The organism is Paenibacillus taichungensis, assembly GCF_050994985.1.
Classification (GTDB): domain Bacteria; phylum Bacillota; class Bacilli; order Paenibacillales; family Paenibacillaceae; genus Paenibacillus; species Paenibacillus taichungensis.
Genome location: NZ_CP194720.1, coordinates 4,821,341 through 4,847,732, shown reverse-complemented (window position 1 = coordinate 4,847,732; position 26,392 = coordinate 4,821,341). Strand labels below are relative to the sequence as shown.

General features: G+C 49.3%; 25 protein-coding genes. 16 read left to right on the top strand and 9 right to left on the bottom strand.

Translation table 11 applies throughout. The annotated features are described in order from the left end of the window. Positions 1 to 130: 130 nt before the first annotated feature. From ACR1R9_RS21920 to ACR1R9_RS21905, 4 genes are read left to right on the top strand one after another with little or no spacing between them, the layout of a single operon-like run. Positions 131 to 1,060, top strand: coding sequence for an NUDIX hydrolase (locus tag ACR1R9_RS21920; RefSeq protein WP_433922723.1), 930 nt, complete (start codon positions 131 to 133; stop codon positions 1,058 to 1,060). An 18-nt stretch (positions 1,061 to 1,078) separates the two neighbouring features. Then, the gene (locus ACR1R9_RS21915; protein WP_433922724.1) at positions 1,079 to 1,576 is read left to right on the top strand and encodes an NADAR family protein; all 498 of its coding nucleotides are present in this window, start codon (positions 1,079 to 1,081) and stop codon (positions 1,574 to 1,576) included. After that, positions 1,557 to 2,495, top strand: a complete 939-nt coding sequence (locus tag ACR1R9_RS21910) for a TIGR02452 family protein (protein WP_433922725.1) — start codon at positions 1,557 to 1,559, stop codon at positions 2,493 to 2,495. Before ACR1R9_RS21915 ends, ACR1R9_RS21910 begins: the two co-directional genes overlap by 20 nt. 47 nt (positions 2,496 to 2,542) lie before the next feature. After that, positions 2,543 to 2,965 (top strand): macro domain-containing protein, encoded by a 423-nt coding sequence (locus tag ACR1R9_RS21905; RefSeq protein ID WP_433922726.1) that lies wholly within the window; start codon positions 2,543 to 2,545, stop codon positions 2,963 to 2,965. A 159-nt stretch (positions 2,966 to 3,124) separates the two neighbouring features. Here ACR1R9_RS21905 and ACR1R9_RS21900 read toward each other — a convergent pair whose 3' ends face one another. The 6 genes from ACR1R9_RS21900 to ACR1R9_RS21875 form a co-directional block, all read right to left on the bottom strand. Next, entirely contained in the window at positions 3,125 to 4,072 is a 948-nt protein-coding gene (locus tag ACR1R9_RS21900) for an iron-hydroxamate ABC transporter substrate-binding protein (RefSeq protein ID WP_076290259.1), read from the bottom strand. A gap of 89 nt (positions 4,073 to 4,161) precedes the next feature. Next, the gene (locus tag ACR1R9_RS21895; protein WP_433922727.1) at positions 4,162 to 5,178 is read right to left on the bottom strand and encodes a FecCD family ABC transporter permease; all 1,017 of its coding nucleotides are present in this window, start codon (positions 5,176 to 5,178) and stop codon (positions 4,162 to 4,164) included. 2 nt (positions 5,179 to 5,180) lie between these two features. After that, positions 5,181 to 6,152 (bottom strand): FecCD family ABC transporter permease, encoded by a 972-nt coding sequence (locus ACR1R9_RS21890; RefSeq protein ID WP_076290449.1) that lies wholly within the window; start codon positions 6,150 to 6,152, stop codon positions 5,181 to 5,183. Between the two features lie 202 nt (positions 6,153 to 6,354). Next, positions 6,355 to 8,073, bottom strand: coding sequence for a helix-turn-helix domain-containing protein (locus tag ACR1R9_RS21885; RefSeq protein ID WP_433922728.1), 1,719 nt, complete (start codon positions 8,071 to 8,073; stop codon positions 6,355 to 6,357). Between the two features lie 33 nt (positions 8,074 to 8,106). Beyond that, positions 8,107 to 8,856 carry an ABC transporter permease gene (locus ACR1R9_RS21880; RefSeq protein ID WP_064640349.1) on the bottom strand — a complete coding sequence of 250 codons (750 nt, stop codon included), beginning with the start codon at positions 8,854 to 8,856 and terminating at the stop codon, positions 8,107 to 8,109. Positions 8,857 to 8,865: 9 nt separating this feature from the next. Further along, a complete protein-coding gene (locus ACR1R9_RS21875) occupies positions 8,866 to 9,606 on the bottom strand; it encodes an ABC transporter ATP-binding protein (protein ID WP_076290256.1) in 741 nt (246 codons plus the stop codon). A 228-nt stretch (positions 9,607 to 9,834) separates the two neighbouring features. Between ACR1R9_RS21875 and ACR1R9_RS21870 the strand changes: the two genes are divergently transcribed. Together ACR1R9_RS21870 and ACR1R9_RS21865 are read left to right on the top strand one after the other, a co-directional pair. Then, the gene (locus ACR1R9_RS21870) at positions 9,835 to 10,836 is read left to right on the top strand and encodes a Gfo/Idh/MocA family protein (RefSeq protein ID WP_433923667.1); all 1,002 of its coding nucleotides are present in this window, start codon (positions 9,835 to 9,837) and stop codon (positions 10,834 to 10,836) included. A 24-nt stretch (positions 10,837 to 10,860) separates the two neighbouring features. Next, a complete protein-coding gene (locus tag ACR1R9_RS21865) occupies positions 10,861 to 11,478 on the top strand; it encodes a pyroglutamyl-peptidase I (protein ID WP_433922729.1) in 618 nt (205 codons plus the stop codon). A 291-nt stretch (positions 11,479 to 11,769) separates the two neighbouring features. On the opposite strand, the gene ACR1R9_RS21860 is transcribed toward ACR1R9_RS21865, so the two are convergent. Both ACR1R9_RS21860 and ACR1R9_RS21855 read right to left on the bottom strand, forming a co-directional pair. Then, positions 11,770 to 12,612, bottom strand: a complete 843-nt coding sequence (locus ACR1R9_RS21860) for a 1,4-dihydroxy-6-naphthoate synthase (protein WP_433922730.1) — start codon at positions 12,610 to 12,612, stop codon at positions 11,770 to 11,772. Then, complete coding sequence (locus tag ACR1R9_RS21855; RefSeq protein WP_433922731.1) at positions 12,609 to 13,481, bottom strand: futalosine hydrolase; 873 nt, start codon at positions 13,479 to 13,481, stop codon at positions 12,609 to 12,611. Before ACR1R9_RS21855 ends, ACR1R9_RS21860 begins: the two co-directional genes overlap by 4 nt. A 477-nt stretch (positions 13,482 to 13,958) precedes the next feature. Here ACR1R9_RS21855 and ACR1R9_RS21850 point away from each other — a divergent pair, with 477 nt between their 5' ends. The 10 genes from ACR1R9_RS21850 to ACR1R9_RS21805 all read left to right on the top strand — a co-directional run bounded on the left by ACR1R9_RS21850 (position 13,959) and on the right by ACR1R9_RS21805 (position 24,733). Next, positions 13,959 to 14,348, top strand: a complete 390-nt coding sequence (locus ACR1R9_RS21850; RefSeq protein ID WP_053783970.1) for a GntR family transcriptional regulator — start codon at positions 13,959 to 13,961, stop codon at positions 14,346 to 14,348. Further along, entirely contained in the window at positions 14,341 to 15,243 is a 903-nt protein-coding gene (locus ACR1R9_RS21845) for an ABC transporter ATP-binding protein (RefSeq protein WP_076290252.1), read from the top strand. Before ACR1R9_RS21850 ends, ACR1R9_RS21845 begins: the two co-directional genes overlap by 8 nt. Beyond that, the gene (locus ACR1R9_RS21840) at positions 15,218 to 17,245 is read left to right on the top strand and encodes a hypothetical protein (protein WP_433948894.1); all 2,028 of its coding nucleotides are present in this window, start codon (positions 15,218 to 15,220) and stop codon (positions 17,243 to 17,245) included. Before ACR1R9_RS21845 ends, ACR1R9_RS21840 begins: the two co-directional genes overlap by 26 nt. Positions 17,246 to 17,705: 460 nt before the next feature. Continuing rightward, positions 17,706 to 18,590, top strand: coding sequence for a hypothetical protein (locus tag ACR1R9_RS21835; protein ID WP_433956394.1), 885 nt, complete (start codon positions 17,706 to 17,708; stop codon positions 18,588 to 18,590). A gap of 108 nt (positions 18,591 to 18,698) precedes the next feature. Further along, a complete protein-coding gene (gene nikR, locus ACR1R9_RS21830) occupies positions 18,699 to 19,172 on the top strand; it encodes a nickel-responsive transcriptional regulator NikR (RefSeq protein WP_433922734.1) in 474 nt (157 codons plus the stop codon). A gap of 346 nt (positions 19,173 to 19,518) precedes the next feature. Continuing rightward, positions 19,519 to 21,165 (top strand): ABC transporter substrate-binding protein, encoded by a 1,647-nt coding sequence (locus ACR1R9_RS21825; RefSeq protein WP_433922735.1) that lies wholly within the window; start codon positions 19,519 to 19,521, stop codon positions 21,163 to 21,165. A gap of 41 nt (positions 21,166 to 21,206) precedes the next feature. Continuing rightward, positions 21,207 to 22,202, top strand: coding sequence for an ABC transporter permease (locus ACR1R9_RS21820; RefSeq protein WP_076290247.1), 996 nt, complete (start codon positions 21,207 to 21,209; stop codon positions 22,200 to 22,202). Continuing rightward, positions 22,199 to 23,182, top strand: a complete 984-nt coding sequence (locus ACR1R9_RS21815; protein WP_433922736.1) for an ABC transporter permease — start codon at positions 22,199 to 22,201, stop codon at positions 23,180 to 23,182. The genes ACR1R9_RS21820 and ACR1R9_RS21815 overlap by 4 nt, the downstream gene beginning before the upstream one ends. 2 nt (positions 23,183 to 23,184) lie before the next feature. Continuing rightward, positions 23,185 to 24,141 carry an oligopeptide/dipeptide ABC transporter ATP-binding protein gene (locus ACR1R9_RS21810; RefSeq protein WP_433922737.1) on the top strand — a complete coding sequence of 319 codons (957 nt, stop codon included), beginning with the start codon at positions 23,185 to 23,187 and terminating at the stop codon, positions 24,139 to 24,141. Next, positions 24,131 to 24,733, top strand: coding sequence for an ABC transporter ATP-binding protein (locus ACR1R9_RS21805; RefSeq protein ID WP_433922738.1), 603 nt, complete (start codon positions 24,131 to 24,133; stop codon positions 24,731 to 24,733). The genes ACR1R9_RS21810 and ACR1R9_RS21805 overlap by 11 nt, the downstream gene beginning before the upstream one ends. Before the next feature lie 235 nt (positions 24,734 to 24,968). Here the strand turns inward: ACR1R9_RS21805 and ACR1R9_RS21800 are convergent, their stop codons facing one another. After that, on the bottom strand, positions 24,969 to 26,165 hold the full coding sequence (locus ACR1R9_RS21800; RefSeq protein WP_433922739.1) for a MalY/PatB family protein: 1,197 nt from the start codon (positions 26,163 to 26,165) through the stop codon (positions 24,969 to 24,971). Positions 26,166 to 26,392: the final 227 nt, after the last annotated feature.

Below are 26,392 nucleotides of genomic sequence, written 5' to 3'. Positions count from 1 at the left end.
ATATCTGAGAATGCTCTAATGAATTTTTCAAGGAGATGGAGAATATTGACCTAGGGCAAAAAGATATGTTAGATTGTTATTATCTTATTGTTAATAACAAAATGTTAATAACAGAATGGGGTCTTTCGAAATGACGCATGCAGGTAATTCTGATCAAAATCCATTAGATCATCAGAATCACGTGAATATAAGTGAACAACAGTTTCTTGAAACCTATGACGCGGGCGATTACGAACGTCCCTCCGTTACGGTGGATATGTTGGTATTTACAATACGAAGTGAAACGCAGGAGAACTATCGCAAGCTTGCGGAACCTGAGCTCCAGTTGCTGCTGATCCGTCGTGGCGGTCATCCCTATATGGGTCAGTGGGCTCTTCCGGGTGGTTTTGTCTCCATGCAGGAATCGCTGGAGGATGCGGCTAGGCGGGAACTATTTACGGAAACCGGACTGGATGATATTTATCTGGAGCAGCTGTATACCTGGGGAGATGTGCATCGCGATCCGCGTACGCGTGTTATCAGCTGTTCTTACATGGCGCTGGTTGACAGCAGCGAACTGCAACTTCAGGCTGGCGACGATGCCAGCGAAGCAGACTGGTTCAGAATGGAGCAGCGGCTTCTGGAGGAGAAACGCCATATCCATGAGCGTGGACGTGTGACGGAGCGCAGGGTGCAGTTGATTTTGACCAATGGAACAGAGGAATTGTCGGCGGTCATTGAGACAAAGGAAACGTTGGAAGGCAGAGTACACAGCAGCCATATTACCGTGAACGAAGTCCAAGGAATTGCTTTTGATCATGCGAAGATCATTTACTACGCGCTGGAACGTCTGCGGGCAAAAGTGGAGTATACCGATATAGCTTTCAATCTGATGGCGGAGACGTTCACGCTGACCGCTCTTCAGAAAGTATATGAGACCATCAGTGGCAAAAAACTGCTGGCTGCCGCTTTCCGGCGCAAAATCGCCGATTGGGTCATCGAAACGGGGGAGTATACAGGGAATGCTGGACATCGCCCATCCCGTTTATACAGACTGAACCCGGAAAGATTGGCCCCATAAAGTTAGGAGGAAATATCGATGGAGAAGTTTACATTTTTCTGGCGTACAGCATCTCCGTTCTCACAATGGCACCCGGCGGATTTTACCGTGAGTGGCGTTCACTACACGAGTGCAGAGCAATACATGATGCATCAGAAGGCACTGCTGTTCGGCGATCAGATTATTGCAGATAAGATCCTGAAAGCAAGCTCCGCATCTGTACAAAAAAAGCTGGGCAGACAGGTCGCAGGATTCGACCAGACTGTATGGGAAGCGGAGTGCAAACGTATTGTTTATGAGGGCAACGAAGCCAAATTCACCCAAAACGAACAACTGCTGACCATGCTGCTCGCCACCCGCAGCACGACCCTTGTGGAGGCAAGCCCGGATGACCGCATTTGGGGTGTTGGACTGGCGGAAGAAGACTCGCGTATTCGTAATAGAAGGACGTGGCGGGGAACCAACTGGCTGGGTGAGATCCTCACCCGTCTTAGAGAAAATATAGGAAGTGATGAAGATGAACGATCAACAACATAAGAACAATATTCAGAACAACAATCGCAGTAAAACAACTGGCTTCAATAGTACGAATCAACGTTCCAGACGATCCCAAATCGCCCATCAGACGCTGGCTATTCTGGAAGAAGGAGAATACGTAAACGGATATGATCGCAGAATTCAGATCGGTACAGATTTACAGCGAGCGATCCGAGATTCGGTCTTATATCGTCCGACGGAACTTATCGCTCTTCGAGAAAAACGAAGTAAAGAAATGGTTCAGCTGCAACCTCGCGCCGAAGCTTCAGTCGTTCGCATCGAGGTTACGGGTGAGACCACACTCGCAGCCGCATCACGTCTTTCTGTGGATGAAGGAAGGAAAGATGTCGTTTGTCTGAACTTTGCATCAGCGAAAAACCCCGGTGGTGGCTTCCTGGGAGGCAGTCAGGCACAGGAGGAAAGCTTGGCTCGGGCGACGGGACTGTACCCATGTATCGCCCAAATGAACGAAATGTATGATTATAATCGTAAGCAGCGATCTTGTCTTTACTCGGATTATATGATCTATTCGCCTGCAGTTCCGGTGATCCGTGATGACGAGGATCGGCTGCTCGACAAATGCTATCTGACATCATTCATCACAGCGCCTGCTGTAAATGCGGGAGTAGTGAGAGAGCGGGAAGATGCCGATGATCGGCAGATTGAGTCCGTCATGAAAGGGCGCATTCGCTATATTCTGGACGTGGCCGCGCTGCATGGACATCGAACCATCGTACTAGGTGCATATGGCTGCGGAGTATTCAGGAATGATCCGGCGGACGTAGCGAAGTATTTCCATGATGTATTGGTGGAAGAGAACTTCAGGCATTCCTTTGAACGAATCGTATTTGCCGTATTGGACCGGTCATCAGGACAGAAAACAATCAAGGAGTTTGAGGATCGTTTGGCGGGAAAGTGAACTAGAAAAAGGTGGAAAATAAAATTTGTAAGGGAGAAGAAGACAATATGGATTTTCGCGAAATACAGCAGGATTTGTTTGCCATGGATGATCACTACACGCTTGCACACTGTATTTCTGCGGATGCCCGCATGGGTGCAGGAATTGCTGTGCAGTTTCGGCAGCGATTTGGATTGGAGATTCTCCAGGAGCAGGCGCAGCAGGAGCCGCTTGAGATCGGACAATGTTATTCGGTGGGGCGGACACTGAATCTGGTCACCAAGGCCAAGTTCTCTAACAAACCAACCTATCAGTCGTTTACCCGAGCCGTTGAATCCATGCGTGACATATGCGTTAGAGATGGGCTCAACAAACTGGCGATGCCACAAATCGGCTGCGGGCTGGACAGGTTGAAGTGGGATAAGGTGAGGGGCATTATTCAAGATGCTTTTGCCGATACGGATGTTGAGATCGTCGTTTGTACCTTGTGATTAGGCCATGCCGACGGACTTTTACCTACAGGAATACCAATTTGGATTCAAAAAAACCTCTGCTTTGAGCGGATGGAGAGAGCATGTTAGCTTACTCTGTTCCGATCTGCAAAGAGAGGTTTTTTGGTGTTTTTTTAAATGTTGTGCGTAAGGATCATTTTACTTCTTAGAAAACATTTCTTTGGCTTCATCCATGGCCATTTTATTGCCGATTGAAGAATAGTCCAACCAAGGTTGAGCACCGATTGGGTAGACATGACCTGCTTTGACAGCCTTCAGTCCTTGCCAGATCGGATTGTTTTGCAGTTCTTTGAACATGTTCTGAGCTTCATCATCCGAGTTCACGACAACGAAGATCGCATCTGCATCAAAGTCCGGCAGTATTTCACGTGAAACAACTTGATACGGTTTGGACGAATCGAATTCTTCAATGCCTTTAGCCGGAGTTAACCCCAGATCTTCATACAAAATCGGGCCCATTGGGCGGCGTGTACTGAATACACGCAGTTCTTTGGCGGTAACACGGATAGCCATTACGGTGCCGTCACCGATTGTATCGTGAATCAGGGATTTCACTTCTTCCGTTTCAGTTGCATAATCCTGAATGTATTGCTCTGCTTCTTTCTCGCGGTTGACCAGTTTACCAATGTCTTTCAGGTGGTCGCGCCAAGTGCCATCATCCAGATTGAAGACGTGTACAGGAGCAATTTTCTCGAATTTGGCAATATCATCACCGGAGAATTCTTCGTCCAGGTAGATGACATCTGGTTTCAGGGCAAGTAAGGCTTCCATGTCCGGGTCCTTAACGGGACCGAGCGGCGTTGTATTTTGAAGACGGTCAGCCACATGGGACAGGAAGGCTTTGGCTTCCCCGCCGATCACCGAACCAACCGGTGTAATGCCGAGAGACAGCAGGTCATTGGTCAGATGGATCGACATGGATGCAATGCGTTGATCCCCGGAAGCGGAATTGCTATCCTGTGTAGCGTTCGAAGTGTCCGTAGTAGAACCTTCCGACGCAGAAGATGAATTATTGGCGTTCCCGCAGGCTGCGAGTACAAGCACAAGACAGATGCTCATGAAGAGCATAAGGTTTTTCTTTAACATGGGTAATCTCAATCTCCTTGAACATCTCATGGATGTCGTTTTTATGTTGGGTGTACGGGTGAAATTTTCGGATTGTTCCGATAAAGCCATTACTTGGTTCGTACCAGCAGGTATAAAAAGTAAGGTGCGCCTATCGCTGCGACCACAACACCTGCCGGAATAGAATTGGGCTGAAAGATCGTTCGCCCAACCGTATCGGCGGCAACTAGGATCACCATGCCGATGAGTCCTGCGGCTGGGATCAGATGGCGATGCATCGGGCCAACCAGTCTGCGGGCCAGATGCGGCGCCGCCAGACCAATGAATCCGATCCCGCCAGCCATGGACACACTGACGGCAGACAATGCTACCGTGCACAATAGTAAAATAACGCGTTGGGATCTGACGGGTGTACCAATACTGGTCGCGGCAGCATCTCCCAGATTGAAGGCATCCAGCGTTTTGGAGCGGCTCCATATGTACGAGATGCACAGCACAACCCATGGAAGCAGCGCCTGAACATGTACCCAATCTCTGCCCCAGACGCTACCTGCCAGCCAGCGGGCGGCGAAGGAATAGGTGTCTTCATCCAAACGCAGGGACAGATAGAGCGTCAGGGCATGGAAACCGGCTGCTACGGCAATACCCACCAGAATAAGCTTAATGGGGGATACTCCGTTATGTTGGTCATAGGATAGCAGCATGATAATTAATGCCGCGGCGACACTGCCTGCAAAAGCAAACAACGGAATCAGCAAGGCAACCGAACCATTCATGGAATGGGAGAAGCTTACGAATACCATCAATTCAAAAGCCGCTCCTGCATGCAAGCCGAGGATGCCCGGATCGGCCAATGGATTGCGTGTAATGCCTTGCAACGCTGCACCAGCCACACCGAGTCCCGCTCCGGCGAGCACAGTAACCAGAATGCGTGGCAGTCGATAGTCGAACAATACAATCTGATCATCCGGCGTTCCATAGCCAAGCAGGGTGTGAAGCACGGCTATTGGTGACAGGCGAATTGTTCCCGAGTTGAGGCTGATAACGATAACGGCACAGGCGATACAGAGCAGCGCAACGCTGACCGCTATGGAACGTTTACCTCGTGAAGGTGCATTGGTGTTCATCGCTATAGGGCCCTCCTTTCTTTACGGGCCAGATAGAGGAAGAAGGGTACACCGACAAAGGCGACCATAATGCCTACTGCCAGTTCCTGAGGCGGGTTCACAATGCGTGATCCCAGATCGGCGAGCACCAGCAAGACGGCTCCGAGCAGGGAGGACATCGGAATGATGAGTCGATAATCCACGCCAACCAATTTGCGAGAAATATGTGGAATGACCAGTCCAACAAAGCCGATCGAGCCTACAGCAGAAACGGATACGCCAGCCAGCACAACAACCGCCGTCAAGGCAAACAGCCTGGTCCAGCGGAGATTGATTCCGAGATTAATCGCAACTTCTTCTCCTAGCGACATGAGAGATATCCGACGGGCCATAGGTAAAGTGAGCACGAGAGTAACCAGTAGAACAGGCAGAATCAACTTCAGATGCCGCCATTCAATCCCCCCGAAACCACCCGCATACCAGAAGGCCAAATCCTGGCTCAAGTCAAAATATATGGCGACACCAGTGCTGAGCGAACTCAGCATGGCTGCAATAACGGCACCCGCAACGGTAAGCCTGATGGATGTCAGCCCTCCAGGGGCCGCCATTCCCAGCAGGAAAATGAGCAGCGTGCCAAGCACAGCCCCTGCAAATGACAGGAACATAATCCAGCCGTAAGGCAATCCCGGCCAGAAGGCGAAGCTGAGCGCCACGACAAAGGTAGCGCCTGCATTGATCCCCAGAATGCCGGTATCTGCCAGCGGATTACGTGTGATTCCCTGCATGAGCGCTCCCGCCACAGCATAGGCTGCGCCAATGACAGCAGCAGCAATGACACGTGGCAGCCGTAGTTCGTGAATAATCTGATGCGGCGTCAAAGCCGGGTTGTACTGAAATATAGCAGTCCATACGGTTTCCAGTGTCAGTCCCTTGGCACCAAGAGAAATGGCGACAAACATACTAAGCAGCAGTGCGGCAATGGCCGCCAAAAACATCAGGCCAACCGTCACTGCGGATTTTCGTGATTTGGATGGACGTTGTGACAATCCCGGATGTTGAATGCGGGTCACTCCTTTGGTACCAACAACGCATTGCTGTTGTTATTGATTATCATTATCAATTAGTGAACATTATAAAATCTTAATTCAGGCCCGTACATGGCATAAATTAAGATTATAGAGATGGACATTTTTTAGATTACAGAAATGCTGGTTTGTTCGTCAACATAGAGAGCGCTTCATCGAGCTGGATGTTGATGGAATACGGAGCGTATACCACCCATGAATTCCAGTCTATGACATGCACACGCCCAGCTTTTACCGCAGGATAGTTTTCCCACAACGGATCAATAGTCATCTGCTGTAACAGAGTAGTACGTTCGTGCATGGACGTAACCGCAATCAGCAGCACATCCGCTTCGAGGCCATCCCATTCTCCAGGCGTGAAGGACATCCAGTTGAATCCCACACCGTCAGGTTTGCCTGTCAGTTCTTTCTGAATTCGATCTGGAGGTGACAGCTGCAGGCTGCGGTAAAATACATGACCGAAGTTGCGATTGCTGTACATGCGCGGTCCTTTTGCAGTTAAGGTACAGATCGCCACGGTGACCTGACCTGTTGTATCTCTGATCTTTTTGCGAGCCCGCTCCGCCTTACGCTCATGCCGATCCAGCCACTCCTTAGCCGCTTGAGTACGATCCACGATAGAGGCTATTTTCTGCAAATGACCAAACATGTCTGTCTGATTCCAAGGGACGGTAATGATTGGAGCGACATCTCCGATATGTTCCATCGCCTTAGCGGCGGCGTTGTCCTTAGTCAGAATCAGGTCGGGATTCACATCAAGAAATGCCTGACGTCCCTGTTCCCATGGTTCATAGGCATGGAACGGCAATGTCAACGATTTGGGAACATGGGGCAGATGGCCCTGGATCTGCGCTGCACATGGTGTGATGCCAAGAGTCATCAGGTGATCGGTGTAAGGATAGGAGAGTGAGACGATATTTCGATGTACCTGCTTGGCATAGGAAGTTGGTGCATAACCGGCGTGATTTCTGAACCGGCGGCTGAAATAGAATTCGTCCCGATAGCCTACTTGGCGAGCTACATCACGAATTCGCAGTTCTGAAGTCATGAGCAATTCCTTGGCCCGATTCATTCGTAAATGAGTGATATATTCGATTGGATTTTTCTGCATCCGGCCCTTGAATAGCTGTGAATAATACGACGGATGCATACCTGCCAGTTCGGCCAGCTTTTCCAGCTTGATTTCGTTCATATAGTTTTCCCGCATGTACTGCAAGGTGGATCTGAGCCATTGTTCAGGCTCGTCCTGTGCTTCCGCATGCACCGGACCTTCCTGTGGCCAGAGGGTATGAAGAAGATCGGTCAGAAGCAGCTGCACTTTCAGGCTGGTCTGTGAAGCTTCGGTTGTTAATTGTGCGGCTATTCGCTGTATCCCATAGTAAGGGCCCTGAATCCACCCTGTTACAGGTGAACCAAGCTCTCGCTCATATATTCGTCGTTCTTCCGTTTTCTCAGCAACCCGAAACAGATCGAAATGAATGATATACAATTCAATCTCATGGTCCGCATCAGAGAAAAGCTCCAGAGAAGTTCCCGGTATAGACAAGAAGGCGGATTTACGTGTGACAAGGGATTCGATACCGTTTGCTACCAGCTTGCCCGTGAATTTATGCATGTAGACAAAGGTATGGTGAGGGAGCTCAGTCTGACTCCATTGCCAATGCGTATTCATGGTAACCAGCTCTGCCTGACGCAGTTCAAGCAGCGCATCGTTCAGAAAAGCATCCATTTCCGTTCGTGTCATGGATTCATCAGTGCGTTTCGGGTGATCCGGTTGGGTCAACGTGTTGGAGGTATTGCCGTTATTATTGGTGCTTGGATGGGTTAACAAGGTGTGACCTCCTTTCCTCGCGAGGTTGATATATCATAGCGAGCGCAGCCGCATATCCGATGTAAACCACTGTCGGTACGTCATCATGCTGAGCAGAATGCTGGTAATGGCGGCTGAGCTTGTAAAAGCAAACACGATCAGAATCTGGTAACGCACGGCCTCAACCGGATCAGCACCCGCAATAATCATGCCTGTCATCATGCCAGGAAGCTGTACAAGTCCTACCGTTTTCATGCCATCGATCGTGGGAATCATGCTGGATTTTACAGAACGTTTCAATACGTCCTGAAAAGCACGTCTTGGCGTTGCGCCCAGTGCAAGCAGGGATTCAATCTCTCCTTTGGAGGACTCGACCTCGCGTTTCATCTGATTCAGGAACAGCCCGGACACTACCATGGCATTACCGATGGTCATCCCACTCAATGGAATAATGTATTGGGGAGTAGGCTCTACAATCCCAAGTCCCAACAACAGTCCCATCATGAGCAGCTCCGTAACCGTAATTGCAGCCGCAATATACAAGGAAATCCAGCGAAGTCCTTTGCCGCGTTTGCCAGCATTAATGGAGGCTACTATTATCATGAATCCGACAATGGCAATGATAAGAACGGGGTGGTCCGAGTTAAATATAAATTGAAGTACATATCCGACAAGCAGCAGCTGTACAGCGGAACGAACGGTGCCTATAGCAATATCCTTTTCCAGATCAAGCTTCTGCCAGACAGAGATGAGCATGGTGACCATCACAAATATAATGGTAAAACTCAAAGCGATGAGTGACATGATTTCTCCTTATTCTGCCGCAGGGGCAGGGTGCATAATGAATTGTCTGGCCAGGTCCGTGGCCGGATTGTCAAAAAAATGAGCTGTCGGCTGGCGCTCCAGCAGTGTCTGATTGCCCATAAACCAGGTGGTTGTACTGAATGATTGTGCCTGTTCCTGATCATGGGTAACCCAGACGAGCGAAGTACCTTCCTGCTGACTCCAGCGGGTCAATTGCTCTTCCACCAGGCGTGCGTTGGTCCGATCCAGGGAAGCAGTCACTTCATCCAGCAGCAGGACCTCAGGACGCAGCATCATGGAACGAATAAGAGCTATGCGCTGTTTCTCCCCACCGGAGAGGTCGATGGCCCGCTTATGAATATCAAGATTCTCCAATCCCATACCTGTAAGCAGGCGTCGGGCGAGATCCTGATCGTATGGCTGCCTGTGAAGCAGATGCACTGTTTTCAGGTTATCTTCCACACTGCCTGCCAGCATGACAGCTTGCTGTGCGACATAAGTCATGCGTGTGCGCCAGATACGAGGGTCCGAATCACGATAAGAAATTCCTTTCCAGATCAGGTCTCCTTCATCAGGAATATCCAGCAGGGCGAGAATGCGGAGCAATGTGCTCTTCCCTTGGCCGGATGCACCGAGTATGGCAATACGTTCTCCCTGATCCACTTCTGCGTTCACATGTTCAAATAAAATACGCTGCTCGGTTAAACCGATACGTTTTACTAGTTTATCAATGGTTAAAAGTGTGGACAAAGTCGGGTCGTCCTTTCATCCGTGATCTGCAATCATCTTAGCAAAAATACGAAAAAATTGAAATGAGAGTGAATCTCAATTAGATCATTGAACTTAGAGCATGGAATGTAAGAGATGAAACGGGTCTGACGCAAGCGGTTCTTTTTGGTAAAATAAAGAAGACTCCGTGTTGGCCTAATCGAGATCGTGATCTTTTTAAAATATGTTGATATCAGGGGAGGCTTTATGATGACGAAAGTTGTTGGACGGGACAAAGTGAATTGGGGCATTATGGGTACAGGATGGATTGCATCCCAGTTCGCAAGAGATCTGGAGCATGCCGGAAACGCCGTAAAAGCGGCGGTGGGTTCACGAACATCCGGAAGCGCAGAGAAGTTTGCAGCTGAATATGGTTTTGCACGCGCTTACGGTTCATATGAAGAGATGCTTCAGGACCCTGAAGTGGATATTATTTATGTGGCAACACCGCATCCGCTACATAAGGAAAATGTACTTGCTTGTCTGGAAGCGGGCAAAGCAGTACTCTGTGAGAAACCGTTTACGATGAATGCCCGTCAGCTGGAGCAACTGGTGGAGAAGGCGCGTGAGCGCAATCTTTTTCTTATGGAAGGCATGTGGACACGCTTTCTGCCACCAATCACCCAAGCGAGAGCATGGATTGCGGAAGGAAGAATCGGCGAGGTACGTTTGGTCAAAGCAGACTTTGGTTTCCGCGTAGGTTGGGAGCCGGAAGGCAGGTTGCTTAACCCGGATCTGGGTGGAGGCGCTTTGCTTGATGCAGGGGTATATCCGATCTCCTTCGCGTCCATGATTTTTGGCGAGCAGCCTCAGCATGTGTGGAGTACGGCGAACATTGGACAGACGGGTGTGGACGAACAGTTCTCCGTACTATTGTCTTATTCCGAAGGTCGTTCTGCATCGCTGAATGGGGCCATTCGTCTTAACTTGAGTAACGAAGCTATCATATATGGCACGGAAGGGTACATTCGTTTACCACTTTTCCTGGCAGGCAAAGAAGCTTATCTGCATATGAACGGTCAGGACGAACCGGAGACATTTATCGATGACCGGACGTGTATTGGATATGCGTTTGAAGCGGAGGAAGCAGGGCGCTGCATTCTGGAAGGACGTACGGAGAGCAGAACGATCCAACTGGACGAATCCCTGGAAATCATGAAGTTGATGGACACGATTCGTGGGCAGTGGGGTCTGCGTTACAAATCCGAGTAAATAGACAGGAGTGGAAAAGCGATCGTGAAAATACTGATCTCCGGATTTGAACCTTTTGGCGGGGATGCAGTGAATCCAACGGGAGAGCTGATGGAGGCACTTGCGCATGAAGTGATGGAGGGAGCGGAGCTGAAAACAGTGCTGCTGCCTGTGCACTTCGATGAATGTGCGGATCTGCTAATCGCAGAGATGGAATCCTATCAACCGGATGTTGTCATCGCCTGTGGTTTGGCCAAAGGCAGGACGGCCATTACACCTGAACGGATTGCTGTTAATGTCAAAGATATTCCTCCAGGCTCCTATGCGGACAACCAAGGCCAGCTTCCCGTGGACGAGCTCATCGTGGAGGGCAGCCCAGACGGTCTGTTCTCCACATTGCCCATTCGTGCAATGGTGAATAACATGGGGGCAGCAGGCATCCCGGCTGCGGTGTCCAATACGGCAGGCACGTATATTTGCAACAATACGATGTACCGGGTGCTGGATCATATTCGGTTGAAGCAGCTTCCGATTCGTGCCGGATTTGTACATTTTCCAGCTTCAACGGAGATGGCTGTGCTTCAGCCTTCGGTGCCGTCACTGCCCATCCCCATGATGCTGGATGCTCTGCGGGTTATGATTCGCACGGTAGTGGCGGAGTAATTGAGTTTGGATCAACATTTTGTATAGGTTTGGTTTGTTGTTGAATAAATTAATAAGGGCTGTCCTATTGTCATGAATATGACGTTATAGGACAGCCCTTTGTATTATCTAACGAAATAGAGTCACGCTAATGGGCGGGTTTCCGCAGATAATGGAACCTAACGAACTCCAGAATCGTTATTTTGCCGTTCATTTGTTTTTTCTGTCTTTTCGCTGAGATTTATCCCCAATAGAAAATAGAAAAACGAGATTGATACAGCCTCATTGATGTTTTGTATTAATGCTGGCGAATTAGATCCGTAACAAATCCAGGTCAAACTCGGGAACAAGTCCTTCTTTCATCGCTCGTCCAAGCAACGCTGTAATTGCACCGTAACCGTCATCGCCCAGGTTGGCGCTGAACTCGTTAACGTACAGGCCAATATGCTGCGCAGTTACTTCAGGGTCCATCTCTTGTGCATGTTCCATAACGTATGCTTTGGACTCATCCGGATGCGCCCAAGCGTATTCCACTGAGGCACGTGCCCAACCTGCAAGAGCGTGAGCATCCAGGTTACGACGGGCGATGATTGCACCCAGCGGGATTGGCAGGCCAGTGTCGCTTTCCCACCAGTTACCGAGATCTGTCATAAGTTTGAGATCATAATTCTGGTACGTGAAACGTGCTTCATGGATAACCAAACCTGCATCGATCTTGCCATCCCGTACAGCAGGCATAATCTGGTCGAATGGCATAACGACAATCTCACCTACACCGCCGGGAACATTTTGTGCTGCCCACAGACGGAATAAAAGGTAGGCTGTTGAACGTTCGCTCGGCACGGCAACTCGGCGTCCCGAGAGATAGGCTGGATCGGTTGTACCGTTAGCGGTCAGAACCAGCGGACCACATCCTCTGCCAAGTGCGCCGCCCGCAGGCAAGAGCGCATAATCATTCAGCACATAAGGTAGTGCTGCATAGGATATTTTCATAACTTCAGGTGTATCTGGTCCATCCGGATTTGCCGCAAGGCCGTTGGTAATATCGATGTCCGCATAACGGACATCAAGCTCAGGTGCACCAGGAATCAGTCCATGCACCCAGGCGTGAAAGATAAATGTATCGTTAGGACAAGGGGAAAATGCAATTTTCATGATGTAAGTACCTCCCGTAAAATGGAACTTGCAGCCTGGAGCGCATCCAGAGCATCCTTGATGCGCCAGGCGTCGCGGTCGCGTGGACCGACCGCGTTGGATATAGCCCGCAGTTCGAGTGCCGGCACGCCGAACTGCTGGGCTGCAGTTGCTACGCCGAAGCCTTCCATGCCTTCGGCGGAGGCATCCGGCACGCGGCGCAGCAGCTCCGCGGCCGTCTCGGCAGTTCCGGTCGCCGTGGATACGGTGACCGCCGTGCCTCCGCTGACAGCGAGCCCTGCCCGCTGCAGCTCATGGCGCAGGCGCGCGGCAAGCACTGCGTCCGCCGCCACACGGGACGAGCCGAAACCGAGCTCGTCCACGCTGAGGAAGCCGTCTGGCGTCTGCGAGCCCAGATCGGCGGCAACCATAGCGTCGGCCACCACGAGTGAGCCGACGTCCGCCCGGCCGGGGAACCCGCCGCCAATGCCGGCACTGACCACCAGCGTGTACGCTGGGGTCAGTCCGGTTCCGGCCAGGGGCCCCGGCCTTGAGGATGCGGCAGATGCTTGTGCCGCATCGGGTTCGCTTGGCGCGGCGGAGCCCTGCGCCAGCGCATTTGCGCCAGCCGCTGCTGAGGCAAAGGCCAGCGCGGCAGCGGTTCCTGCTGCGGCCGAGGCAGGGCCTACACCAGCAGCAATCACATCAAAGTGCGCGGCTTGGTCACCCAGGCCGCGCAGTACAGCCTCTTTTTCCGCATCAACGGCGGTTACGATTAATACACGTTGTGTCGAAGCTGTGGATGTCGAGTTTGTTTCAAAGCTACTTGACACGCTTGCAGTTTCTGGGCGATTACGATCTATAGAATCATTCTTTTTCTGTTCATTCATCCCGAATTCTCCCTCATGAGGTTTTTATAAAGCCATCTATAAAATATGTACGCATAGGCCAGACGGAGTGACAACTGTACTGACAACGAGCGAAGCGAGCACGTGAACCAGCGAACGAGCACAACGTTCTTCTCCATCATAACGGAAGGGGAAAGATCAGAACAAGCTTTGAACGTATTTAGCGGAATAAGTGATTTAACGAACAGCAGCAATCCGCCCGAACCAGTCTGAACCCTGAAATTACGCGTTTCATATAACAGAATAATCTATTTTCACCTGGCTATATGTCACTTTAATCATATATATAAACCTAACGCGAATCATATAAGAAGTCAAAGTAAATGGTTGACAATCTGTATTAACTGTATTAATAATAGTAGTACAGTTAATACACCTTAGTGTTGGATACATACACTTCAAAATACAGTCATCGTTCATCAATAGGGTATTACAACTTTTATAGAGAGGAGGTGCGGGATGTTCGAATTGGATGTACGCAGCCGTAAGGCGATCTATGAGCAACTAGTAGACAAAATCAAAGAAATGATCGTGTACGGTGTTCTCCAACCCGATGAGCAGTTGCCTTCCGTTCGCACACTGTCCGGGCAGCTTACGGTTAATCCGAATACGATTCAGAAGGCGTACCGGGAACTTGAACGTGAAGGTTATATCTATTCATTGCAGGGAAAAGGGAGCTTCGTATCATCGTCCGTGGAACATCCGAATGCAGCCATGAGAGATGAAATCAGAGCCGCTCTGGTGAAGCTGATTGCGGAAGCTTCATATTCCGGTTTGAGCAAAGCCGATATGACGCTTTTATTTGAGGAAGCGATGGCCCGTATAGAGAAGGGGGAGCCTCATGATTGAGCTGAATCAGGTCATTAAGGCATTTGAACAGGAAAAAGCCGTTGATGGCGTCACGATGCAAGTACATAAGGGATCGATCTACGGTTTGCTCGGTTCCAACGGGGCAGGCAAAACGTCGCTGCTCAAAATACTGGCAGGCATCTATCGTCAGGATAGCGGCACGGTTCGCATTGATGGACAAGAAATATATGAAAATATGGACCTCAAGGGACGTACCATTTTTATGGCAGACGCGCCATACTTTTTCCCGCAATCGTCCATCCATCAGATGGCTGCCTTCTATCGTTCGGTATATCCGCGCTGGAATGAAGAGCGTTTTGTACAGCTCGGCAGTGTATTTAAACTGGACGTGAAACGTAAACTGCATCGCATGTCCAAAGGCATGCGCCGTCAGGCAGCCGTATGGCTTGGACTTAGCTGCATGCCTGAAGTACTGCTCATGGATGAGCCAATTGATGGGCTTGATCCGGTCATGCGGCAGCAGATCAAAAATCTGCTATTTCAGGAAGCAGCGGAGCGTCAGGTGACAATTCTGATCTCGTCTCACAATTTGCGCGAGATTGAAGACCTATGCGACCATGTTGCCATCATGCACAAAGGCCGGATTATCGTAGAGAAAGATCTGGATGATCTAAAGGCCGATACACATAAAATTCAGGTCGCTTTCCGCCATCCTGATCATGCCAAGGCTATGGACGAACAGGTGAATATTTTACATGAAGAGAAGCGCGGAAGTGTATCCCTGTTTATTGTGAAAGGTAATCGCGAGGTCGTGACGGAACGGTTCCGTGCATTTGATCCCTATCTGCTGGATGTGCTGCCGCTGACGCTGGAAGAAATATTTATCTATGAAATGGAGGATGCAGGATATGATATTCAACCGATTGTTCTGTAACCGGGGCATCCTGTTCCAAAATTTCAGGCAGCATGGATGGATCGGCATCTTGTACCTGATCACGTTGTTGTTTTCGCTACCGCTCCATATCGGTACAGAGTATCGGGATTTACCACAGCAAATTACGAGTTTGTTTCAGGCGAATGGAGAAGTACAAATTCTGTTTGCCATTACGTTCCCGGTAGCTGCGGGCATTTTTCTGTTCCGGTATGTGCAATCCGGTGCACCTTCAGATCTGTTCCACAGTTTGCCGCTGCGCCGAAAGCATCTGTTAACCGTTAATTTGTTGACAGGATTTATGATGATCCTGCTTCCTATCTGGATAACGACTGCCATTACAGGCTGGGTATGGGCAGCACTGGATCAGCCCGCATTTATATTCGAAGCTAGTTCAATCTGGATGTGGGGCCTCAGTATGAGCATCTACTCGTTGTTTATGTTCATGCTGACCGTGGTGGTTGGTATGTGCATTGGACAGTCCGTGTTGCAGGGACTCACCGTGTATGCGCTTCTATTGTTGCCTGTTGTTGTATGGTTCATTTTTTCCTTGCATCTTCAACATTACCTGCTTGGATATCCGTACGATGAGGTTGGGCGAAATGCAGAAAAAATATCTTTAGTTCTTCGCATGGCTTCGATTAGTGGAGCTCCTGTGATCGGTTGGGAACTCATTATTTATTCGATATTGACACTGTTATTCATCCCGTTGTCTTACGTATTCTATGCGAAGAGACAGGTGGAATCTGCTACCCAAGCGGTGACGTTTACGCTTGTTAAACCCATATTCCGATTTGGTTTAATGTTTACGCTGGTTTTAATTAGTGGAGCCTACTTCACCATTATTGCTCCAAGAGGATCATCGGGGTGGGGAATCTTCGGATATATCCTCGGTGGAATTGTCGGTTATATTGTTGCCGAGATGATTATTCGCAAGACATGGTTGATCTGGAGCAGCAAGCTGCTGCCCAAGATGGCTTTATATGGTATTGTGGCCGGATTGATTCTGTACGTGCCTGTTGCCAGTTGGAATGGATATGCTGCACGAGTGCCTGAGTTGAACAAGGTCAACAGTATCAAGCTTGGTGGAGAGAGATACACTTATACTAACGGTGTTTCATCGAAGTTGGATGATGGCCCTTTCTATTCAAGTGATTCTGAATATATGAAAGCCGTTATTGCTCTTCATCAGAAGATCGTGGATTCTGATCTGTCATTGCTGGATGATCCCATCAATCCTGGTATGCGTAATGACGAGTATGTGTTTATTAATTACAAGCTGGATAACGGCAAGGTGATGAAACGCAAATATTACATTCCCGAAGCTGAGTTCCGTCAGGAATTAATGACTCTGAAACAGACCCAGGACTACAAAAGAGTTGCATTTGATACGTATAAGCTGGAAGAGGACGCGCTGAGTATTGGAATTCGCTCAACCATTAGTCCTTATCTGAAGGTATATATCAGTAATCCACAGCAAGTTCGTGAGTTCAAGGAATTGCTGAAGCAGGACATCATGGACCAGACATACGAGGAGCAACGTTCCCCGTGGCAGTCTTTTGCATTGGCGGAAATGAATCAGGAGTCTACATCGAATGATCCTTTTCAGCCTAAAGAGATGTGGAATTTTGAAATCAAACCAAGCTATGATCGGGTATTGGGTTGGCTGAAAGAAAACAAATTATACGAACAACTGGAATTTTCAGTAGATGAGGTGGCTTCCGCGCAGTTTGTGAAGCAAGAGGTCAACAGTCCTGGGAATCCACAGTTGCTCTATCCTCAGTCAGAGTATGTGGACGGGAATGCTACTGGCAATAAACAGATCGCAACCAAAAACAAAAAAATTATCAGCCAACTGCTCAAACGTCAACGGTCCGGTTATCAAACAGAGAGAGATACCATCTATCAGATCAAGTTGAATGTTACCCAGGGCGAGAACATCTACATGATCCTGAAAGAAGAAGACCTGACACAAGAAATGAAAGCCATCCTGGCCGGACAGTAAGATAATCTGCAAGCGGGAAGGGTTCTCCCGGTAAATATGCTGATTTCTCTATCTGACTTGACCAGATACAACACATGGAATATATTAGAAAAAGGTAGTGGTTCGATTCGAGATGATGACCATTTCGGCGAATCCCATATGGAACGGCTTATGAGGGAAGCACCCGTAAGAGCAGGCAATACGCCTGACTTGCGGGTGCTTTTTTTGTTGTGCCGTTTTGTATATCAGGAATCGTAATCGAATCACCGCACAGATACTCCAGCAGGTTCTAACTATCAATTCATAATGAAGGGAGCAGAAGAGAATGCAAACTGGAATTTTGGAGGAGAAGGAAAATAATCAGGCGGGTCTTTGTTCATGCTCAGTGCAAGCCAGGCAAAGCCGCATAATTGAGGGAAATGAAGGCAAGCAACAAATTATGAACCAATATCATATGAGGAGCATGAAGAATCATAGTTTCATGAGCAACCCGAGCAACCTGAGCAACCGATACGGGGCACGCCCTAACCTTCGCGCTAACGTATGGACGCGTATGAGTCTGGGACTCATCATCATCTTCAGTATCAGTGTGATTTACTATTCCTCCGCTGCTGAAGCGGCGAGTCCTGAGCTTGGCGTAACAGCCCAGAAGGCGTGGGAGACCGTGCTGAGCAAGGCCGATTCGCAGACCAAGTTGTCCCTGCAACGAGCGTACGAGAACGTTGGCAACTGGACGACGCAGGAACAAGCTTGGGAACAAAAGACAAAGACCATTCACGCCGCCAATACCAAGGAGCTGGAACAATTACGTGTGAGTATAAGGCAAATCGATGATGCAAAGATCGCTGGTTTAATCGAAAAGGTAAAACAAACCGAGGCACGGTATGAGTCTTTGTTTGCCTTGTACAGTTCAGTGAATAGGCAGCTCGATGCTGCCAAAGCGATCAAAAACAAGGAATGGAGTGCGGCTATTCGCACCCAAGCGGATACGTTGAAACCAGTTGTTCAGCTTGCCCGACAAGACATTCGTTTCAAGAAAAAGGAGCTTGCCGAAGCCCGCAAACGAAAGAGCGCAGAAGTGAAACGGTTGCGTACTTTACTGGCTGGAGCTGATCCGGTGAAGAAGCAGATTCAAACGGGCAAAAAACAGGCGAGCCTATCGAAAGAGCGATATTCAAACGCGTTGCAGCAGTTTAAACAGAGTACAAAACTAGGCCAGTCATCACGCGTATTAAGCTCGTTGAACTCCTTATCCGCAGCAGCGGAGAAATGGGCAGGCTCCAAACAACATATCTATACACTGGAACAGAAGGTAAGTGCTACATATGCCAAAGTCAGGCAGGAACTGACCAAGAGACCTAAATAAAAGCGAGCTACATTATCCATTTTGCCGCTACCGAGAAATAACAGTATAGTCGATGAGAAGACAGGACTGTGGTACACTCGAAGCAAACGAGGCGGCAGGAGGATATGAATGGCAGACAAAGAAGATTTGACCCGGTTCGGTGTGGCATTTCCCACGCCTCTGATCGAACAGTTTGACAGATATATTGAAGAGCAGGGATACAGGAACCGTTCGGAAGCTTTTCGTGATTTGGTCCGTAAAACATTGCTGGAGCCCTCTGCATTGCATTCCGAGCAGGATGTAGCTGGAACCATTGTGATGGTGTATGACCACCATATCAGTGATCTTCCTATTCGATTAATGGAGCTGCAGCACGAGGCGCACCATGACATCATCTCCAATATGCATGTGCACCTGAACCATGATCAGTGTCTGGAGGTCATTGCGGTACGGGGCAACCTAGGACGATTGCGTCATCTGCATCAGCAGATCCAGGTTCAAAAAGGAGTACTGTATGCAGAGCTGTCCGTAACGTATGTGGATGAGCTCAACAAAATGGCAAGCCACCACAGTCCTCACAATCATGATCACAGCCAAAATTAATAATCATCACCATCATCCTGATTCCTCAACGGATTAACTTTTAAAAATTCAATAACCGATTCATTGGCTTTAGCCCACTTTGTCCATAGCACGTATTTAGAACAGCAGATTATTGGTCCAATACCGATAATCTGTTGTTTTTTTTGTGTTGTTATAATACCTGACTCCAATCAGGGTGTCGTCTATTTATACCTCTGTTAATCTCATTTAAATTCCCTATAAATGAAAATAAATGGATTTTGAAGTTAAGTTTGTTGACACAATAAATCTATTTTGTGCTACAATTTTCAAAAAAAGTAACACGGAATTGGATTGAATCGTAAAAATTAGAGGGGGAACAACGTAAATGCGCAGATTTTCATGGGGGAAACGATCAGTTAGAGCGGGAGTAGGCATTTTACTGATATGTACAGTTGGACTGTCGGGATGTACACAGGGGACATCCTCAATAACAGAGAGCGTCCATCAGGCGGCGGCTTCTCTTCCCAAAGACGAATTGGTGCTGGCCGTTGGCACGGAACCGGAAGGTGGATTTGATCCCACTACAGGATGGGGACAATACGGTTCGCCGCTCTTTCAAAGTACTTTGCTGAAAAGGGATGCCAAACTACAACTGGTCAATGATCTGGCGACAGAGCATTCCGTCAGTGAAGATGGGTTGACTTGGACCGTCACACTTCGGGATGATGTAAAGTTCTCCGATGGTGAGCCACTGACGGCTGAAGATGTCAGGTTTACGTTTGAAACGGCTGCCAAGAGCGGTTCGGTCATCGATCTGACCAATATGGCTGATGTGGAAGCACCGGATACAACTACTGTCGTCTTTACATTAAAGTCGCCGCAGTCCACGTTTATCAGTCTTCTGACGACACTCGGAATTGTACCTGAGCACGCCTATGGTCCTGATTATGCCGAGCATCCGGTTGGGTCTGGTCCATACAAGCTGGTGCAGTGGGATAAGGGTCAGCAGGCGATCGTCGAGGCTAACGAACAATATTACGGGAAAAAGTCCACATTCCATAAACTGACGTTCCTCTATCTGGATGAGGATGCAGCCTTTGCAGCGGCGCAAGCCGGAACAGTCGATATTGCGGCTATCCCGGCGGCATTCAGCAAGCAGCAGGTGAGCGGCATGAAGCTGGAATCAGTGAAAACAGTCGATAACCGGGGCATCATGTTCCCGATGCAACCCGCAGGAGCTAAGTTTGGTGACGGCCTGCCGGCAGGCAATGATGTTACATCCGACATATCCATTCGTAAGGCGGTAAATGTCGCGATTGATCGTACTGCATTGGTGGAGGGAGTACTGGAGGGTCATGGTCGTCCGGCTTACTCGGTCAGCGACGACCTGCCGTGGAGCAATCCGGATTCTGTATTTGCAGATGCCAATATAGACGAAGCGAAGCAGATTCTGGCTGATGGCGGCTGGGTGGACACAGATGGTGATGGAATTGTAGAAAAGAACGGCATAAAGGCTGAGTTCAATCTGATTTATTTTGCAGGGGATCTAACGAGACAATCTTTAGCGCTGGCTGCTGCGGATATGGTGGCCCAGGCAGGGATCAAGGTCAATGTAGAGGGAAAGAGCAGGGAAGAGACGAAAAAGCTAGCCTATACTAATGCCGTATTATTTGGGTGGGGAAGTCATGATCCGCTTGAGACATACAACCTCTACAGTAGTACCCATAAAGGGGAAGGTTACTACAACACTGGATTGTACAGTAACCCAACTGTGGACAACTGGATGCAACAAGCTCTCCAAGCGACAACGGAAGAAGAGGCACTGCCCTTCTGGCAGAAAGCGGAGTGGGATGGATCGACAGGATTTAGTTACCAAGGCGATGCGCCATGGGCATGGCTGGTGAACATTGATCATCTGTATTTGGTGAAGAATGGTTTAAATATCGGTGAACAGCAGATCCATCCACATGGTCATGGGTGGCCTGTGACATCCAACCTGGAAGAATGGTCCTGGGAGGAAGAATTGAAATAGAAACGCTGCGGTAGCTTTAGCCTGAATTGGGGAGAGATTGGATGGAGGACAGGATGGGATGGGCCAGATTTGTCGGATTTAAAATGCTGCGGCTGTTATCTTTGCTGGCAGGAGTCAGCGTGGTGTCTTTTATATTAATGCAGTTCTCTCCAGTGGACCCGGTGGAGGCTTACATTGGTGGAGATATGATCAGGGTGAGCGCAGAACAACGCAGTCTTATTGAAGAACGTTGGGGACTCAATGATTCACCCGTAGAACGGCTGTTTTCTTGGGGGCAGGCACTAGTTCAAGGGGATCTGGGAACATCGATGATCTATAGACAGCCGGTTGCGGACATCATCCAGGAACGATTCATGAATTCTGTCGCTCTTATGGCGGTGGCATGGGTGTTATCCGGTCTGATTGGATTCGGTCTGGGTGTCGCTGCTGCCATGAGGCGGGATTCGCGGCTGGATCGTCTGATCTGTTGGTACTGTTACACACTGGCTTCCACACCGGTATTCTGGATTGCGCTGTTACTGCTCATGGTATTCGGTGTATGGCTTGGCTGGCTGCCAATCGGACTTGGTGTACCTGCGGGCATGGCAGCAGATCAAGTGACATGGGGAGATCGGGCCTTGCACATGATTCTGCCTGCGCTGACGTTGAGTCTGACGGGCGTAGCCGCTATTGCCTTACATACCCGGCAGAAGCTCGTGGATGTGCTGGACTCCGATTATATTCTTTTTGCGAGGGCACGAGGTGAGAGAGGTGTTCAACTGTTTCGTCGTCATGGGTTCAGACATGTGGTACTGCCAGCTTTGACGCTGCAATTTGCTTCATTTAGTGAATTGTTCGGTGGAGCTGTGCTTGCGGAGCAAGTGTTTTCCTATCCCGGATTGGGGCAAGCAACAGTCCAGGCTGGATTACGCGGTGATGTGCCGCTGCTGCTGGGACTTGTGCTGTGCAGTGCGATATTTGTGTTTACAGGCAATATGCTGGCCGATATTCTGTACCGTATCATTGATCCGCGCATGAAGGAGGAGGCTATAGGATGAAACAGACATTAGAACGTCCCTCCCGGCCTGCGGCTCAGACTACACAGCATCTGAAAGTTAACTCTACCAAAAGTGAGGCGGGGAACAAGAGAAATTGGAGGCCAGTACATCCACGTACTCATGGTGGGAAAGGTTATTCAGGTGGCGGTATTCCTCGTTTTCGTAATCCGCGCAAATGGGCGATAATCTGGGGTGGCATAGGTGTGATCTGGATTGCCATCGTGTGGCTAACAGGCAGACTGCTTCCCGCAGAATCGACGCTGACCTCATTAATGGATCGGAATCTGGCTCCAGCCTGGGCACATCCTTTCGGTACGGATTGGCTAGGACGAGATATGTTCTTGCGCACATTGAAAGGATTGGCAACGAGCATTCAGGTGGGATTACTGGCGGCTTGTGGCGGCGGCCTTATCGCACTTTTTCTGGGTCTTGCTGCTGCTTCAGGGAAAGCTGTGGACCGGGTCATTTCATGGATCATAGACCTCTTTCTGAGTGTTCCCCACTTGGTGTCGCTGGTAATGCTAGCATTTGTGTTCGGTGGAGGGTTGCCTGGGGTGACGTTAGCCATTGCCCTGACTCATTGGCCGAATCTGGCCCGGATTGTAAGGGCAGAGATGATTCAGCTGAGATCAGCAGAATATATTCACATCTCACGCAGATTGGGTCATTCGCGAATTCGTATTGCGGTGCAACACATGCTGCCTCATCTGATCCCGCAGCTATTCGTGGGAGTGCTGCTGATCTTCCCTCATGCCATTCTGCATGAGGCAGCGATTACGTTTCTGGGGCTGGGGCTGTCACCGCAGCAGCCAGCGATCGGTATTATTTTATCAGAGTCGATGAGATATTTGTCCGCAGGGATGTGGTGGTTGGCCTTTTTCCCAGGTCTCGCATTATTGTTGGTTGTTCGTGCGTTTGATGTGTTGGGCGGTAGTCTGAAGACATTAACGGGAACCGGCAGTTCAAGGGAGGTGGTGTAGACATGGCGCTTCTTGAAGTGGAGGAAGTATCGGTTTCGTTCCGGCGTGCTCGGGGATGGTTTGGGCACGAGGAGACCCAAGTTATTCAGGATCTGAATCTGTCTGTTAATGAAGGGGAGATTGTCGCTGTCGTAGGGGCAAGTGGATCAGGCAAAAGTGTGTTGGCGCAGGCAATCATGGGCATTCTTCCTGCCAATGCGACGATAGAAGGCCGGATTAGCTATGCAGGCGAACCCTTGACCATGGACCGGAAGCTTCATCTGCGTGGAGATAAAATGGTGTACATTCCCCAATCGGTCAGTTATTTGGATCCGTTGTTGAAGGTGGGCAGGCAGGTTCAACCTGTAAGCCAAAAGACAGGGCGTAAGCACCGATCGACGCTCCGATCCACGATGCAAAAGGCAGAGCAGGAACTGACGGGACGTTATGGATTGCCTCAGGGCACGTCGGGCAAATATCCGTTTGAGCTGTCAGGTGGCATGGCTCGGCGGGTGTTGATGGCAACGGCCACCTCCGGTGATCCGAAACTCATTATTGCAGATGAGCCCACACCTGGCATTCATCCCGAAGTGCTGGCTGAAACGATGAAGCAATTTCGACAACTGGCCAATGAAGGCGTCGGCATCCTTTGGATTACCCATGATATTACGACTGCTTTGACGGCAGCAGACCGCATATCCGTATTTTACGCAGGCTCCAATGTGGAGACGGCGCAGGTTTGTGATTTTACGGGAAAGGGCGAAAGATTAAGACATCCATACACGAAGGCGCTCTGGAATGCATTGCCGCAAAATGATTTTAAACATCTGTCTGGTACCCAGCCTGCAGCAGGTCGGCAGCAGGTAGAAGGATGCTCATTTGCACCACGCTGCATTGGAGCGACGATGGCTTGCACGAACGAACGTCCTGAGCTGCGCAAAGTTCGTGGTGGGGAAGTGAGGTGCGTTCATGCCACTTGAGGTTAGAAAGACAGGGTATCGTTATGGTAAAGACGCTTGGGTACTTCAGGATATAAATATGAAAATACAGCAGGGGGAGGTCGTTGGCTTGTGGGGGCCCAGTGGGTGTGGAAAAACAAGTCTTGGGCGTATCCTTGCAGGGTATGTGGAACCGTTGGCAGGTCAAGTGCTGCTGGATGGGAAACCGCTGCCCAAAACCGGGGCCTGTCCGGTCCAACTTGTATTCCAGCATCCGGAGAAAGCGGTGAATCCACGCTGGCGAATGCGCCGTGTCTTGAAGGAAGCCATGATCGAGGATCAGGAGCTGCTCAATGACTTGGGTATCCAGACGAATTGGCTGGATCGAAGGCCCGGTGAGTTGTCAGGCGGAGAATTGCAACGATTCTGCGTTGCACGTGCACTCGGCACAGCGACTCGTTACGTGATCGCTGATGAGATGACCACCATGCTGGATGCGATCACACAGGCACAGATCTGGCATACCGTGATGAATATCGCGCGTCAGCGCAACCTGGGACTGTTGATCATCAGCCATGATCGGGAGTTACTGGACAGGTTATGCGATCGGATTGTGCAGATGCCAACTTCATAGCTTATGGTGTATAAACCGTTTTCCAATATAAAAGGGGTGTCCGAGTAGTTCATCATGAACATTAATCATGGATTTGACTACAGGGACAGCCCCTTTTGCAATTTTACCGAACTCAGCGCTTAAATGAAACGAGCGCGAGTTATTAGACGAAATTCTAGTTTCGTTGTTGGAACGAATTGAAGACACCTTATGCCTGATTCGTTAGCGTCTTTAATTTACTTTAACGTATTTCAACTTACTTGGTCGACAGCCTGCCCATTAGCACAGACAATCTGCGCATGGCTTCTTCCACTGTTGAACGTGGGCAGGCCAAATTTATGCGCATGAATCCTGTGCCTTCTGCTCCGAAGATACTTCCATCATTGAAGGCGAGTCCCGCTTCCTTGAGCAGCATCGTACACAGCTGCGCATGTGGAATATTCAACTTTCGGAAATCCATCCACAGCAGGTAAGTCGCTTCTGGAAGTTGGATTCCGATTTGCGGCATATGCTCTGCGACATACTCCTGCACGTATTCCATATTTCCGCGGATATAGGCAAGACAGTCATCCAGCCATTCTTCAGCGCCGTTGTAGGCCGCTTCGGCTGCAACTGCTCCCAACGTGGAGATGTTGGCAAGTCCCATCGTTTTCACGCCTTGCATGAATGATTCCCGCAGCTGGGCGTTTGGAATGATGATATTGGAGGTGCAGAGACCTGGAATGTTGAACGTTTTGCTTGGTGCTGTACAGATGATGCTAAGATCAGCGACAGCTTCAGAAATAAGGGCCAATGGAGTATGCGCCCCGCGTTGGTGTACCAGATCGGCATGAATCTCATCCGAAACGATAATTACATTATATTGCACGCAAAGTGCAGTAAGGCTTTGAAGTTCTTCATGAGTCCATACCCGTCCAATCGGGTTGTGAGGACTGCACAGAATTAACATTTTGACCCGACCCGTCTTCAGGCAGGATTCCAGATGTTCCAAATCCATGGAGTAATGTCCATCGTTCTCTACCAATGAATTGGTCATCAGTTCTCTGCCTTGACCACGTACCACATCATAGAAGGGTGCATACACCGGAGTCTGAATTACTACTGCATCTCCCGGTACGGTGAACCGTTGTACAGCAATGCTGAGTGCAGGCACAATACCTGGGGTGAATACAACCCATTCATTGTTAATACTCCAGTTGTGACGGCGCTCCATCCATCCCGATAGCGCAGCGTGATACGCATCTGTTCGCACCGTATAGCCAAAAATCCCATGTTCCATTCGAGTCTTCAACGCTTGAATGACCGACGGCGGAGCGGCGAAATCCATATCGGCAACCCACATGGGGAGTGCATCTGCAACACCAAAAATCTCCTCAAGCGCATCCCATTTCTCTGATCCCGTGGAGAGCCGATTAATCGGCTCGTCAAATGTATGATTATTGTTCTTGCTCATTGCTTAAATCCCCCTTGAAATCCGTTCCTTCGACTACAATCGACAGATTATTATCTAATAAATTTGGTGATTTCGCAACTTGTAACCAGCAGATGGATTCCATTTTATATAGGGCTGCTTCCATGATTTTGTTCATGCAATAACAATGATTCGAGTGTGCGTATGGACAGTGAAGCAGTAACTGTCCCATTTCCAAACGTCCAAACAGTAAAAACCACCAGATAAGG

What these genes read in the sequence shown, in the direction of transcription:
- ACR1R9_RS21920 (WP_433922723.1), top strand. Translation starts at nt 131, where the DNA reads ATGACGCATGCAGGTAATTCTGATCAAAATCCATTAGATCATCAGAAT.
- ACR1R9_RS21915 (WP_433922724.1), top strand. Translation starts at nt 1,079, where the DNA reads ATGGAGAAGTTTACATTTTTCTGGCGTACAGCATCTCCGTTCTCACAA.
- ACR1R9_RS21910 (WP_433922725.1), top strand. Translation starts at nt 1,557, where the DNA reads ATGAACGATCAACAACATAAGAACAATATTCAGAACAACAATCGCAGT.
- ACR1R9_RS21905 (WP_433922726.1), top strand. Translation starts at nt 2,543, where the DNA reads ATGGATTTTCGCGAAATACAGCAGGATTTGTTTGCCATGGATGATCAC.
- ACR1R9_RS21900 (WP_076290259.1), bottom strand. Translation starts at nt 4,072, where the DNA reads ATGTTAAAGAAAAACCTTATGCTCTTCATGAGCATCTGTCTTGTGCTT.
- ACR1R9_RS21895 (WP_433922727.1), bottom strand. Translation starts at nt 5,178, where the DNA reads ATGAACACCAATGCACCTTCACGAGGTAAACGTTCCATAGCGGTCAGC.
- ACR1R9_RS21890 (WP_076290449.1), bottom strand. Translation starts at nt 6,152, where the DNA reads ATGTTTTTGGCGGCCATTGCCGCACTGCTGCTTAGTATGTTTGTCGCC.
- ACR1R9_RS21880 (WP_064640349.1), bottom strand. Translation starts at nt 8,856, where the DNA reads ATGTCACTCATCGCTTTGAGTTTTACCATTATATTTGTGATGGTCACC.
- ACR1R9_RS21870 (WP_433923667.1), top strand. Translation starts at nt 9,835, where the DNA reads ATGACGAAAGTTGTTGGACGGGACAAAGTGAATTGGGGCATTATGGGT.
- ACR1R9_RS21860 (WP_433922730.1), bottom strand. Translation starts at nt 12,612, where the DNA reads ATGAAAATTGCATTTTCCCCTTGTCCTAACGATACATTTATCTTTCAC.
- ACR1R9_RS21855 (WP_433922731.1), bottom strand. Translation starts at nt 13,481, where the DNA reads ATGAATGAACAGAAAAAGAATGATTCTATAGATCGTAATCGCCCAGAA.
- ACR1R9_RS21850 (WP_053783970.1), top strand. Translation starts at nt 13,959, where the DNA reads ATGTTCGAATTGGATGTACGCAGCCGTAAGGCGATCTATGAGCAACTA.
- ACR1R9_RS21845 (WP_076290252.1), top strand. Translation starts at nt 14,341, where the DNA reads ATGATTGAGCTGAATCAGGTCATTAAGGCATTTGAACAGGAAAAAGCC.
- ACR1R9_RS21840 (WP_433948894.1), top strand. Translation starts at nt 15,218, where the DNA reads ATGATATTCAACCGATTGTTCTGTAACCGGGGCATCCTGTTCCAAAAT.
- ACR1R9_RS21835 (WP_433956394.1), top strand. Translation starts at nt 17,706, where the DNA reads ATGAGCAACCCGAGCAACCTGAGCAACCGATACGGGGCACGCCCTAAC.
- nikR (WP_433922734.1), top strand. Translation starts at nt 18,699, where the DNA reads ATGGCAGACAAAGAAGATTTGACCCGGTTCGGTGTGGCATTTCCCACG.
- ACR1R9_RS21825 (WP_433922735.1), top strand. Translation starts at nt 19,519, where the DNA reads ATGCGCAGATTTTCATGGGGGAAACGATCAGTTAGAGCGGGAGTAGGC.
- ACR1R9_RS21820 (WP_076290247.1), top strand. Translation starts at nt 21,207, where the DNA reads ATGGAGGACAGGATGGGATGGGCCAGATTTGTCGGATTTAAAATGCTG.
- ACR1R9_RS21815 (WP_433922736.1), top strand. Translation starts at nt 22,199, where the DNA reads ATGAAACAGACATTAGAACGTCCCTCCCGGCCTGCGGCTCAGACTACA.
- ACR1R9_RS21810 (WP_433922737.1), top strand. Translation starts at nt 23,185, where the DNA reads ATGGCGCTTCTTGAAGTGGAGGAAGTATCGGTTTCGTTCCGGCGTGCT.
- ACR1R9_RS21805 (WP_433922738.1), top strand. Translation starts at nt 24,131, where the DNA reads ATGCCACTTGAGGTTAGAAAGACAGGGTATCGTTATGGTAAAGACGCT.
- ACR1R9_RS21800 (WP_433922739.1), bottom strand. Translation starts at nt 26,165, where the DNA reads ATGAGCAAGAACAATAATCATACATTTGACGAGCCGATTAATCGGCTC.